The sequence below is a fragment of the Streptococcus sp. Marseille-Q5619 genome (genome assembly GCF_946901205.1).
In the GTDB taxonomy this organism is placed as follows: Bacteria; Bacillota; Bacilli; order Lactobacillales; family Streptococcaceae; genus Streptococcus.
In genome coordinates this window covers 69,497-82,081 of sequence record NZ_CAMPPO010000006.1, presented here as the reverse complement: position 1 = coordinate 82,081, position 12,585 = coordinate 69,497, and the positions used below count along the sequence as shown (strand labels likewise).

The following is a 12,585-nucleotide window of genomic DNA, read 5'->3' as shown; positions in this document are numbered from 1 at the left end:
TCTTGCTGGCTGGTGTGGCAATAGCCACGCCAGCACTTAACCCCCCGTATCTAACAGGGGGGTACAAATCGACAGGAAACAGTCAAAAAAACATTAGAAAATCCTTTGGTTACAAGGGATTTACAAAATTTCAGCGTATGTCAAATGGGCTTTAAAAGTTGACATACGCCTTTTTGATTGGAGGGATTTTTACTGAATGAACAAACTTGGTTACAGCATTTAAAAGAAAAACGCTTGGCTTATGGACTATCTCAAAACCGTTTAGCTGTTGCGACTGGTATTACAAGGCAGTATCTAAGCGATATTGAAACAGGAAAAGTCAAGCCATCAGAGGATTTACAGCAGTCCCTTTGGGAAGCTCTGGAACGCTTCAATCCCGACGCTCCCCTTGAAATGCTGTTTGATTATGTAAGGATTCGCTTTCCGACAACAGACGTACAGCAGGTGGTCGAAAACATCTTACAACTGAAACTGTCCTATTTTCTTCATGAGGACTATGGTTTCTATTCTTATTCAGAGCATTATGCTTTAGGCGACATATTCGTCCTTTGCTCCCATGAACTGGACAAAGGAGTTCTGGTGGAATTGAAAGGTCGTGGGTGCAGACAATTTGAAAGCTATCTTCTGGCACAACAAAGAAGCTGGTATGAGTTCTTTATGGACGTTTTGGTGGCTGGCGGTGTGATGAAACGCCTTGACCTTGCCATTAACGATAAGACAGGGATTTTGAATATCCCTGTACTCACTGAAAAGTGCCAACAGGAAGAATGTATCTCCGTCTTCCGCAGTTTTAAAAGCTATCGCAGTGGCGAACTGGTACGCAAAGAGGAAAAGGAATGTATGGGAAACACCCTCTATATCGGTTCATTACAAAGTGAAGTTTATTTCTGTATCTATGAAAAGGACTACGAGCAGTACAAGAAAAATGATATTCCCATTGAAGACGCAGAAGTAAAAAACCGTTTTGAGATTCGATTGAAAAATGAGCGTGCCTATTATGCAGTCCGTGATTTACTCGTCTATGACAATCCAGAGCATACCGCCTTTAAAATTATCAATCGGTATATCCGTTTTGTAGATAAAGACGATTCCAAACCTCGTTCTGATTGGAAACTGAATGAAGAATGGGCTTGGTTTATTGGGAACAATCGTGAACGATTAAAACTAACCACAAAACCAGAGCCTTACTCCTTCCAAAGGACGCTGAACTGGCTATCTCATCAAGTTGCCCCGACCTTAAAGGTTGCGATTAAACTTGATGAAATCAACCAGACGCAGGTTGTAAAAGACATTCTCGACCATGCGAAACTGACAGACCGACACAAGCAGATTTTGAAGCAACAGTCAGTAAAAGAACAGGACGTGATAACAACAAAAAAATAACTCAAATACAAATTCATTGAATATAGAGAGGAGAACATTTTTATGAATTTTGGACAAAACCTTTATAACTGGTTTCTATCAAACGCTCAATCACTGGTGCTTTTAGCAATCGTTGTGATTGGCTTGTATCTTGGCTTCAAGCGTGAGTTTAGCAAACTGATTGGCTTTTTAATTATTGCGATTATTGCGGTTGGCTTAGTCTTCAACGCTGCTGGAGTAAAAGACATTTTACTAGAGCTATTCAATCGCATTATTGGTGCTTAAATAAAACCGTTCTTTTGTGGAATATAAGTGGTTTTCTTATGTTCCGCAAAGGAATGGTACACCAAACGAAGTGCGGTAGGGATTTTTGAATCTCTACAAAGAAAGGACGTGAATATATGGACGATATGCAAGTCTATATTGCGAATTTAGGCAAATACAATGAGGGCGAATTGGTCGGTGCGTGGTTTACCTTTCCCATTGACTTTGAGGAAGTCAAAGAGAAAATCGGCTTGAATGATGAATATGAGGAATACGCCATTCATGACTACGAGTTACCCTTTACGGTTGACGAATACACTTCCATTGGCGAACTCAATCGACTATGGGAAATGGTATCGGAATTACCCGAAGAATTACAATCGGAGCTATCTGCTCTGCTCACTCATTTTTCAAGCATTGAAGAACTAAGCGAACATCAAGAGGATATTATCATTCATTCCGATTGTGATGATATGTATGACGTGGCACGCTACTACATTGAAGAAACGGGTGCTTTAGGCGAAGTACCAGCTAGTCTTCAAAACTATATTGATTATCAAGCCTATGGTCGGGATTTAGACCTTTCAGGAACGTTTATCTCAACCAATCATGGGATTTTTGAAATCGTCTATTAAATCTGTCGGTACATTACTACTGGCAGATTTTCTATTTTACGGGGTGGCTCAATCAGCTACCCCTATTTTTTATGAAAGGATTGATTACATGAAGAAAATACGAAGCTATACCAGTATCTGGTCTGTGGAAAAGGTACTGTATTCTATCAATGATTTTAGACTTCCGTTTCCCATAACCTTTACGCAAATGACATGGTTTGTCGTGTCACTCTTTGCAGTGATGATACTTGGCAACTTGCCCCCTCTTTCCATGATAGAGGGAGCATTTCTCAAATACTTTGGGATTCCTGTGGCTTTCACATGGTTTATGTCTACAAAAACTTTTGATGGTAAAAAGCCTTATGGATTTTTGAAGTCTGTCATTGCTTATGCACTGCGACCAAAGCTGACCTATGCAGGAAAAAAAGTAACGCTTGGCAGAAACCAGCCACAAGAAGCCATTACAGCAGTTAGGAGTGAATTTTATGGCATATCCAATTAAATACATTGAAAACAATCTCGTCTGGAATAAAGACGGGGAATGTTATGCTTACTATGAGCTTGTTCCTTACAATTACTCATTTCTAAGTCCAGAACAGAAAATACAAGTGCATGATTCTTTCAGACAGCTTATCGCACAAAATCGTGATGGCAAAATTCATGCTTTACAAATCAGTACAGAATCCAGCATACGTTCTGCACAAGAGCGTTCCAAAAATGAAGTCACTGGCAAGCTCAAAGCGGTTGCCTATGACAAAATCGACCAACAGACAGACGCTTTAATATCCATGATTGGCGAAAATCAAGTGAACTACCGTTTCTTTATCGGCTTTAAGTTGCTTCTCAACGATCAGGAGTTTTCTATGAAAAGTCTTACCGTTGAAGCAAAAAATGCTTTGTCTGATTTTGTCTATGATGTGAACCATAAGCTGATGGGCGATTTTGTTAGTATGAGTAATGATGAAATCCTGCGTTTTCAGAAGATGGAAAAGCTCTTAGAAAATAAAATCTCTCGTCGTTTCAAAATCCGCAGGTTAGATAAGGACGACTTCGGCTATCTGATTGAACACCTTTACGGACAGACAGGCACTGCCTATGAAGAGTATGAGTACCATCTATCAAAGAAAAAGCTGGATAATGAAACGCTGATTAAATACTATGACTTGATTAAGCCTACTCGCTGTTTGGTGGAAGAAAAACAGCGATATTTGAAAATCCAGCAGGAAGATGAAACCGTCTATGTAGCTTACTTTACCATTAACAGCATTGTCGGAGAACTGGACTTCCCGTCCTCTGAAATCTTCTACTACCAGCAACAGCAATTTACATTCCCGATTGATACGTCAATGAATGTGGAAATTGTAGCGAATCGTAAAGCCCTATCTACTGTCCGCAATAAAAAGAAAGAACTGAAAGACTTGGATAACCACGCTTGGCAAAGTGATAATGAAACCAGCTCCAATGTGGCGGAAGCTCTGGAAAGTGTGAATGAGCTGGAAACCAATTTAGACCAAAGCAAGGAATCTATGTACAAGCTGTCTTATGTGGTAAGGGTATCAGCAAATGATCTTGACGAACTCAAACGTCGTTGTAATGAAGTGAAAGATTTTTATGACGATTTAAGCGTAAAACTGGTACGACCATTTGGGGATATGCTCGGCTTACATGAAGAATTTTTACCTGCCAGCAAGCGTTATATGAATGATTATATTCAATACGTGACCTCTGATTTCCTCGCTGGTTTAGGTTTTGGTGCTACTCAAATGCTGGGGGAAAATGAGGGGATTTATGTTGGCTACAGCTTAGATACTGGACGCAATGTCTATCTGAAACCTGCTCTTGCCAGTCAAGGGGTTAAGGGTTCAGTAACCAATGCGTTAGCGTCGGCTTTTGTTGGTTCGCTGGGTGGTGGTAAATCCTTTGCGAATAACCTTATCGTCTATTATGCGGTGCTTTATGGGGCACAAGCAGTGATTGTAGACCCAAAAGCAGAACGTGGCAGATGGAAAGAAACCTTGCCAGAGATTTCCCATGAAATCAATATCGTCACTCTGACTTCTGATGAGAAAAACAAAGGCTTACTTGACCCTTATGTGATTATGAAAAATCCCAAAGATTCTGAATCACTGGCTATTGATATTCTGACATTCCTTACGGGGATTTCCTCTCGTGATGGGGAACGCTTCCCAATCCTTAGAAAAGCCATTCGTGCAGTAACCAATAGTGAAGTACGAGGGTTGATGAAAGTGATTGAGGAATTACGGGTTGAGAATACGCCACTAAGTACCAGTATAGCCGACCATATCGAAAGTTTTACAGACTATGACTTTGCACATTTATTATTCAGTAATGGTTATGTGGAGCAGTCTATCAGCTTAGAAAAACAACTGAACATTATACAGGTTGCGGACTTGGTACTTCCCGACAAGGAAACTTCCTTTGAGGAATATACCACTATGGAGCTTTTATCCGTTGCTATGCTGATTGTCATTAGTACCTTTGCTTTAGACTTTATCCATACAGACCGAAGCATTTTCAAGATTGTAGATTTAGACGAAGCATGGAGCTTTTTACAGGTAGCACAAGGAAAAACACTATCTATGAAGCTGGTTCGGGCTGGTCGTGCTATGAACGCTGGGGTATATTTCGTGACCCAAAATACAGACGACCTCTTAGATGAAAAACTGAAAAATAACCTCGGCTTAAAATTTGCATTTCGTTCCACTGACCTTAACGAGATTAAAAAGACCTTAGCCTTTTTTGGTGTAGACCCAGAGGACGAAAACAATCAGAAGCGATTGCGTGATTTGGAAAACGGGCAATGCCTTATCAGTGATTTATATGGTCGTGTCGGTGTGATACAGTTCCACCCTGTATTTGAAGAACTGCTCCATGCCTTTGATACCAGACCACCTGTGCGAAAAGAGGTGTAAATGTGAAACCATCAATAGTAAACAGAATAAAATCAAACTGGACGCTGAAACGTCTAGGTAAAGTGGCAATGACAGTGGCTTTCACACTTGTGATTGCCATTTTTCTTTTAGCCATGCTGGGAACGGTGGTTCAAGCTGCGGGCTTGGTAGATGATACGGTCAATGTGGCAAATGAATACAGCCGATACCCACTTGAAAACTATCAACTGGATTTTTATGTGGATAATAGCTGGGGCTGGCTTCCGTGGAACTGGTCGGACGGGATTGGAAAACAGGTCATGTATGGACTATATGCCATTACCAATTTTATTTGGACAATCAGTTTGTATGTTTCCAATGCGACAGGTTACTTAGTACAGGAAGCCTATTCCTTAGACTTCATTTCCGCTACAGCAGATTCCATTGGTAAGAATATGCAGACCTTAGCTGGTGTGAGTGCAAACGGATTTTCAACAGAGGGTTTCTATGTTGGATTCCTCTTACTCTTGATTTTGGTTCTTGGGGTTTATGTTGCCTATACGGGACTGATAAAGAGAGAAACCACAAAGGCAATTCATGCCATTATGAATTTTGTGCTGGTGTTTATCCTATCGGCTTCCTTTATTGCCTACGCTCCCGACTACATTAAAAAAATCAATGACTTTTCATCAGACATCAGTAATGCCAGTTTATCACTTGGCACGAAGATTGTCATGCCCCATTCCGATAGTCAAGGCAAGGACAGCGTGGACTTAATCAGAGATAGCCTGTTTTCCATACAGGTTCAGCAACCGTGGCTACTGCTTCAATACAACAGTTCAGACATTGAAAGTATCGGTATTGACCGTGTGGAAAGCCTGCTCTCCACCAGCCCAGATTCCAACAATGGCGAAGACAGAGAAAAAATTGTTGCGGAAGAAATTGAAGACAGAAGCAATACCAATCTAACCATTACAAAGACCATTAACCGTTTAGGTACAGTCTTCTTCCTATTTGTCTTCAATATTGGGATTTCCATATTTGTATTCCTATTAACAGGAATCATGATTTTCTCGCAGGTACTTTTTATCATCTATGCTATGTTTCTGCCTGTGAGCTTTATTTTAAGCATGATTCCATCATTTGATGGTATGTCAAAACGAGCCATAACAAAGCTCTTTAATACCATTTTGACACGAGCTGGAATCACATTGATTATTACGACAGCATTTAGTATTTCAACCATGCTCTATACCTTATCGGCTGGTTATCCGTTCTTTTTGATTGCTTTTCTACAGATTGTGACCTTTGCAGGAATCTACTTCAAGCTGGGCGATTTAATGAGTATGTTTTCTCTACAGAGTAACGATTCTCAAAGTGTGGGAAGTCGTGTGATGAGAAAACCTCGTATGCTTATGCACGCTCACATGCACCGTCTACAGCGGAAACTTGGACGTTCCATGACTACTCTAGGGGCTGGGTCTGCCATTGTTACAGGTAAAAAAGGACAGTCGGGTTCGGGGAGTTCTGCAAGGACACAAGCAGATCACTCCCGACCAGACGGAAAGGAAAAATCAACACTTGGAAAACGTATCGGTCAAACCATCGGTACAGTAGCTGATACCAAAGACAGAATGGTAGACACTGCTAGTGGTTTGAAAGAACAGGTTAAAGATTTGCCGACCAATGCAAGATATGCAGTATATCAAGGAAAATCCAAAGTAAAAGAGAATGTCCGTGATTTAACCAGTAGTATTTCTCAAACCAAAGCGGACAGAGCCAGTGGACGCAAGGAACAGCAGGAACAAAGGCGAAAAACCATTGCGAAGCGTCGCTCTGAAATGGAACAGGTCAAACAGAAAAAACAGCCTGCTTCTTCTGTTCATGAAAGACCGACTACAAGACAAGAACAATATCATGATGAACAGACCTCAAAACAGTCTAATATTCAGACTTCATATAAGGAATCTCAACAAGCCAAACAAGAGCGTCCAGCAGTTAAGTCCGATTTTTCAAGTCCAAAAGTGGAACGCCAAGGCAATACCGTTCAAGAAAAAATCGTTCAAAAGCCAGCAACTTCAACCACTACAGCAGATAGAACTTCACAACGTCCAATCACAAAAGAACGTCCGTCTACTGTTCAAAGAGTACCACTACAAAATACAAGAAGTAGACCACCAATCAAAACCGCCACCATTAAGAAAGTCGGTAAGAAACCATGAAGTTGAAAACTTTAGTGATTGGTGGTTCTGGATTATTCTTGATGGTCTTCTCACTGCTTCTGTTTGTTGCCATTTTATTTTCAGATGAACAGGACAGCGGAATTTCCAATATTCATTATGGAGGTGTGAATGTTTCCGCAGAAGTGCTGGCTCATAAGCCTATGGTAGAAAAATATGCCAAAGAATATGGCGTTGAAGAATATGTCAACATACTTCTTGCGATTATACAGGTGGAATCGGGCGGTACTGCGGAAGATGTTATGCAGTCCTCGGAATCCCTCGGTCTTCCACCTAATTCATTGAGTACAGAAGAATCCATTAAGCAAGGTGTGAAGTATTTCAGTGAATTATTAGCCAGTAGCGAAAGGCTCAGTGTAGATTTAGAATCGGTTATCCAGTCCTACAATTATGGTGGTGGTTTCTTAGGGTATGTGGCTAATCGTGGAAATAAATATACCTTTGAACTGGCTCAAAGTTTCTCAAAAGAGTATTCAGGTGGCGAAAAAGTGTCTTACCCCAATCCCATAGCCATACCTATCAATGGGGGCTGGCGATACGTTTACGGTGGAGCTTCCCCGACTACTTCTTTTGATTGTAGCGGACTGACACAATGGACGTATGGAAAAGCTGGAATTAACTTACCACGAACCGCACAACAGCAATATGATGTGACCCAGCATATCCCACTATCGGAAGCACAAGCTGGCGATTTGGTTTTCTTTCATTCTACCTATAACGCTGGCTCTTATATTACTCATGTTGGGATATACCTTGGCAATAACCGTATGTTTCATGCAGGCGACCCAATCGGTTATGCCGACTTAACAAGCCCCTACTGGCAACAGCATTTAGTGGGAGCAGGACGAATCAAACAATGAGAAAGGAAGATTTAATGATGAAATTTAGAAAAAATCAGAATAAAGAAAAACAGATACCAAAGGAAAAGAAACCTCGTGTCTACTATAAGGTCAATCCTCATAAAAAGGTTGTGATTGCCTTGTGGGTACTTTTAGGGCTTAGTTTCAGCTTTGCGATATTCAAGCACTTTACAGCTATAGATACTCATACTATTCACGAAACAACTATCATAGAAAAGGAATACGTTGATACTCATCATGTAGAAAATTTTGTAGAGAACTTTGCGAAAGTCTACTATTCATGGGAGCAATCCGATAAGTCCATTGATAATCGAATGGAAAGTCTAAAAGGCTATCTGACAGATGAACTTCAAGCTCTCAATGTTGATACAGTACGCAAAGATATTCCTGTATCGTCTTCTGTAAGAGGATTTCAGATATGGACGGTAGAGCCAACTGGCGACAATGAGTTTAATGTAACCTACAGTGTAGACCAGCTCATTACAGAGGGAGAAAATACAAAGACCGTCCACTCTGCTTATATAGTGAGTGTCTATGTAGATGGTTCTGGAAATATGGTACTGGTTAAGAATCCGACCATTACCAACATACCTAAGAAATCAAGTTATAAACCAAAAGCCATTGAAAGTGAGGGGACGGTTGATTCCATTACAACCAATGAAATCAATGAGTTTTTAACGACGTTCTTCAAGCTCTATCCTACAGCGACAGCCAGTGAACTTTCCTACTATGTGAATGACGGGATATTAAAACCAATCGGAAAAGAGTACATCTTTCAAGAACTGGTAAATCCTATTCACAATCGTAAGGATAATCAAGTCACGGTATCGCTGACAGTGGAGTATATCGACCAGCAGACCAAAGCAACGCAGGTATCTCAATTTGATTTGGTACTTGAAAAGAACGGGAGTAATTGGAAGATTATAGAATAACAAATATTGGTACATTATTACAGCTATTTTGTAATCACGTACTCTCTTTGATAAAAAATTGGAGATTCCTTGACAAATATGCTCTTACGTGCTATTATTTAAGTATCTATTTAAAAGGAGTTAATAAATATGCGGCAAGGTATTCTTAAATAAACTGTCAATTTGATAGTGGGAACAAATAATTGGATGTCCTTTTTTAGGAGGGCTTAGTTTTTTGTACCCAGTTTAAGAATACCTTTATCATGTGATTCTAAAGTATCCGGAGAATATCTGTATGCTTTGTATGCCTATGGTTATGCATAAAAATCCCAGTGATAAAAGTATTTATCACTGGGATTTTTATGCCCTTTTGGGTTTTTGAATGGAGGAAAATCACATGAAAATTATTAATATTGGAGTTTTAGCTCATGTTGATGCAGGAAAAACTACCTTAACAGAAAGCTTATTATATAACAGTGGAGCGATTACAGAATTAGGAAGCGTGGACAAAGGTACAACGAGGACGGATAATACGCTTTTAGAACGTCAGAGAGGAATTACAATTCAGACAGGAATAACCTCTTTTCAGTGGGAAAATACGAAGGTGAACATCATAGACACGCCAGGACATATGGATTTCTTAGCAGAAGTATATCGTTCATTATCAGTTTTAGATGGGGCAATTCTACTGATTTCTGCAAAAGATGGCGTACAAGCACAAACTCGTATATTATTTCATGCACTTAGGAAAATGGGGATTCCCACAATCTTTTTTATCAATAAGATTGACCAAAATGGAATTGATTTATCAACGGTTTATCAGGATATTAAAGAGAAACTTTCTGCCGAAATTGTAATCAAACAGAAGGTAGAACTGTATCCTAATATGTGTGTGACGAACTTTACCGAATCTGAACAATGGGATACGGTAATAGAGGGAAACGATGACCTTTTAGAGAAATATATGTCCGGTAAATCATTAGAAGCATTGGAACTCGAACAAGAGGAAAGCATAAGATTTCAGAATTGTTCTCTGTTCCCTGTTTATCACGGAAGTGCAAAAAACAATATAGGGATTGATAACCTTATAGAAGTGATTACGAATAAATTTTATTCATCAACACATCGAGGTCAGTCTGAACTTTGCGGAAAAGTTTTCAAAATTGAGTATTCGGAAAAAAGACAGCGTCTTGCATATATACGTCTTTATAGTGGCGTACTGCATTTGCGAGATTCGGTTAGAATATCGGAAAAGGAAAAAATAAAAATTACAGAAATGTATACTTCAATAAATGGTGAATTATGTAAAATTGATAAGGCTTATTCCGGGGAAATTGTTATTTTGCAGAATGAGTTTTTGAAGTTAAATAGTGTTCTTGGAGATACAAAGCTATTGCCACAGAGAGAGAGAATTGAAAATCCCCTCCCTCTGCTGCAAACGACTGTTGAACCGAGCAAACCTCAACAAAGGGAAATGTTACTTGATGCACTTTTAGAAATCTCCGACAGTGACCCGCTTCTGCGATATTATGTGGATTCTGCGACACATGAAATCATACTTTCTTTCTTAGGGAAAGTACAAATGGAAGTGACTTGTGCTCTGCTGCAAGAAAAGTATCATGTGGAGATAGAAATAAAAGAGCCTACAGTCATTTATATGGAAAGACCGTTAAAAAAAGCAGAGTATACCATTCACATCGAAGTTCCACCGAATCCTTTCTGGGCTTCCATTGGTCTATCTGTAGCACAGCTTCCATTAGGGAGCGGAGTACAGTATGAGAGCTCGGTTTCTCTTGGATACTTAAATCAATCGTTTCAAAATGCAGTTATGGAGGGGATACGCTATGGCTGTGAACAAGGATTGTATGGTTGGAATGTGACGGACTGTAAAATCTGTTTTAAGTATGGCTTATACTATAGCCCTGTTAGTACCCCAGCAGATTTTCGGATGCTTGCTCCTATTGTATTGGAACAAGTCTTAAAAAAAGCTGGAACAGAATTGTTAGAGCCATATCTTAGTTTTAAAATTTATGCGCCACAGGAATATCTTTCACGAGCATACAACGATGCTCCTAAATATTGTGCGAACATCGTAGACACTCAATTGAAAAATAATGAGGTCATTCTTAGTGGAGAAATCCCTGCTCGGTGTATTCAAGAATATCGTAGTGATTTAACTTTCTTTACAAATGGACGTAGTGTTTGTTTAACAGAGTTAAAAGGGTACCATGTTACTACCGGTGAACCTGTTTGCCAGCCCCGTCGTCCAAATAGTCGGATAGATAAAGTACGATATATGTTCAATAAAATAACTTAGTGTATTTTATGTTGTTATATAAATATGGTTTCTTGTTAAATAAGATGAAATATTTTTTAATAAAGATTTGAATTAAAGTGTAAAGGAGGAGATAGTTATTATAAACTACAAGTGGATATTGTGTCCTGTATGTGGAAATAAAACACGATTAAAGATAAGGGAAGATACTGAATTAAAAAAATTCCCCCTCTATTGTCCGAAATGCAGACAAGAAAATTTAATTGAAATAAAGCAGTTCAAAGTAACTGTGATTACAGAGCCAGACGCAAAGACGCAGAGCCGATAAAATGAGATTAATACAATCTCATTTTATCGGCTCTTTCCGTTATGTATGGATTCTTTTAATTAGTCTTCGATGTTTCTTGCTTCGTTGATACCGCTGGCTAAAGATTCCATTAAGGATAGTTCTTTGTCTGTAAAGCTATCCATGTATTTCTCTATCTGTAATCGTCGGGTGCTTTTTACCAAGTTATTAGCAGGTAAGAAAAATTCATCAACGGAAACATGAAGTAACGATACAAGGTCATAAAGAACTTGTATGCTGGGGTGTTGCCCTTTATTTTCAATATTAGTTAAGTACCGTGGGTCAATTTCAATCAATGCTCCCACTTGTTCACGAGTTAAACCTCGTTTCAATCGAGCTTCTTTAATGGCTAAACCAAAGGCTCTAAAATCATATTTATCTTCTTTTTTACGCATAGTAGACCACCTCTATACATTTTATTGTTCCTACTGAATTAAAAACAGGTATAGAAAAACGTGTTATATGGTTTATAGGTTTATATTTAATAAAAAGCACTACTAAACGCCAATAAAAAAAACCGTTATATGGTAGTGCTATTTACGCTGTTAAAATATTGTATATTACTTCCAAATGGCGGTTTGTTGGAGGTCAACGTCGCCATGAAGTACATCATATACAATAAATTTCCTTACATTGGGTTCTTGTCAAAAAAAGTCGTCTATCTGCAATAGATAAGTACGTCCACCAATGTGGTTTTATAAATCATATAGATAGAATAACAGAAGCATGTAAACAGAGAAATAAATCTGTTTATATGCTTTTTTGGCTATTCAGAACTTTTTTACAAAGTTTATTTATCAGTAATGCAACAAATCCCCCTTT

General features: G+C 39.1%; 12 protein-coding genes and 1 pseudogene. 12 read left to right on the top strand and 1 reads right to left on the bottom strand.

What is annotated here, in order from left to right; genetic code table 11:
* Positions 1–2: 2 nt before the first annotated feature.
* The 12 genes and pseudogenes from OC530_RS08305 to OC530_RS08250 all read left to right on the top strand — a co-directional run bounded on the left by OC530_RS08305 (position 3) and on the right by OC530_RS08250 (position 11,745).
* Positions 3–155, top strand: a complete 153-nt coding sequence (locus OC530_RS08305) for a hypothetical protein (RefSeq protein WP_000879507.1) — start codon at positions 3–5, stop codon at positions 153–155.
* A 22-nt stretch (positions 156–177) separates the two neighbouring features.
* Positions 178–1,383, top strand: a complete 1,206-nt coding sequence (mobT, locus tag OC530_RS08300; RefSeq protein ID WP_000398284.1) for a MobT family relaxase — start codon at positions 178–180, stop codon at positions 1,381–1,383.
* Positions 1,384–1,425: 42 nt separating this feature from the next.
* Positions 1,426–1,647, top strand: a complete 222-nt coding sequence (locus OC530_RS08295) for a hypothetical protein (protein ID WP_001009056.1) — start codon at positions 1,426–1,428, stop codon at positions 1,645–1,647.
* A gap of 116 nt (positions 1,648–1,763) precedes the next feature.
* Positions 1,764–2,261: an antirestriction protein ArdA gene (locus OC530_RS08290; protein ID WP_000342539.1), complete on the top strand. Its 498-nt coding sequence runs from the start codon at positions 1,764–1,766 to the stop codon at positions 2,259–2,261.
* Between the two features lie 88 nt (positions 2,262–2,349).
* Positions 2,350–2,742 (top strand): conjugal transfer protein, encoded by a 393-nt coding sequence (locus tag OC530_RS08285; RefSeq protein WP_000723888.1) that lies wholly within the window; start codon positions 2,350–2,352, stop codon positions 2,740–2,742.
* Positions 2,726–5,173 carry an ATP-binding protein gene (locus tag OC530_RS08280; protein WP_000331160.1) on the top strand — a complete coding sequence of 816 codons (2,448 nt, stop codon included), beginning with the start codon at positions 2,726–2,728 and terminating at the stop codon, positions 5,171–5,173. Before OC530_RS08285 ends, OC530_RS08280 begins: the two co-directional genes overlap by 17 nt.
* A gap of 2 nt (positions 5,174–5,175) precedes the next feature.
* Positions 5,176–7,353: a CD3337/EF1877 family mobilome membrane protein gene (locus OC530_RS08275; protein WP_050199214.1), complete on the top strand. Its 2,178-nt coding sequence runs from the start codon at positions 5,176–5,178 to the stop codon at positions 7,351–7,353.
* Entirely contained in the window at positions 7,350–8,231 is an 882-nt protein-coding gene (locus OC530_RS08270; protein WP_006150747.1) for a lysozyme family protein, read from the top strand. Before OC530_RS08275 ends, OC530_RS08270 begins: the two co-directional genes overlap by 4 nt.
* A complete protein-coding gene (locus OC530_RS08265) occupies positions 8,228–9,163 on the top strand; it encodes a conjugal transfer protein (RefSeq protein ID WP_001224320.1) in 936 nt (311 codons plus the stop codon). The genes OC530_RS08270 and OC530_RS08265 overlap by 4 nt, the downstream gene beginning before the upstream one ends.
* 313 nt (positions 9,164–9,476) lie before the next feature.
* Positions 9,477–9,524: pseudogene (locus OC530_RS10265) on the top strand (hypothetical protein); the annotation flags it as partial.
* Positions 9,525–9,539: 15 nt separating this feature from the next.
* Positions 9,540–11,459, top strand: a complete 1,920-nt coding sequence (gene tet(M) / locus OC530_RS08255; protein WP_000691743.1) for a tetracycline resistance ribosomal protection protein Tet(M) — start codon at positions 9,540–9,542, stop codon at positions 11,457–11,459.
* 118 nt (positions 11,460–11,577) lie between these two features.
* The gene (locus OC530_RS08250) at positions 11,578–11,745 is read left to right on the top strand and encodes a cysteine-rich KTR domain-containing protein (protein WP_000336323.1); all 168 of its coding nucleotides are present in this window, start codon (positions 11,578–11,580) and stop codon (positions 11,743–11,745) included.
* Between the two features lie 59 nt (positions 11,746–11,804).
* Here the strand turns inward: OC530_RS08250 and OC530_RS08245 are convergent, their stop codons facing one another.
* The gene (locus OC530_RS08245; protein WP_001227347.1) at positions 11,805–12,158 is read right to left on the bottom strand and encodes a helix-turn-helix transcriptional regulator; all 354 of its coding nucleotides are present in this window, start codon (positions 12,156–12,158) and stop codon (positions 11,805–11,807) included.
* Positions 12,159–12,585 lie beyond the last annotated feature (427 nt).

Coding starts and splice junctions, on each gene's coding strand:
- OC530_RS08295 (WP_001009056.1), top strand. CDS start 1,426: ATGAATTTTGGACAAAACCTTTATAACTGGTTTCTATCAAACGCTCAA.
- OC530_RS08290 (WP_000342539.1), top strand. CDS start 1,764: ATGGACGATATGCAAGTCTATATTGCGAATTTAGGCAAATACAATGAG.
- OC530_RS08285 (WP_000723888.1), top strand. CDS start 2,350: ATGAAGAAAATACGAAGCTATACCAGTATCTGGTCTGTGGAAAAGGTA.
- OC530_RS08280 (WP_000331160.1), top strand. CDS start 2,726: ATGGCATATCCAATTAAATACATTGAAAACAATCTCGTCTGGAATAAA.
- OC530_RS08270 (WP_006150747.1), top strand. CDS start 7,350: ATGAAGTTGAAAACTTTAGTGATTGGTGGTTCTGGATTATTCTTGATG.
- OC530_RS08265 (WP_001224320.1), top strand. CDS start 8,228: ATGAGAAAGGAAGATTTAATGATGAAATTTAGAAAAAATCAGAATAAA.
- OC530_RS08245 (WP_001227347.1), bottom strand. CDS start 12,158: ATGCGTAAAAAAGAAGATAAATATGATTTTAGAGCCTTTGGTTTAGCC.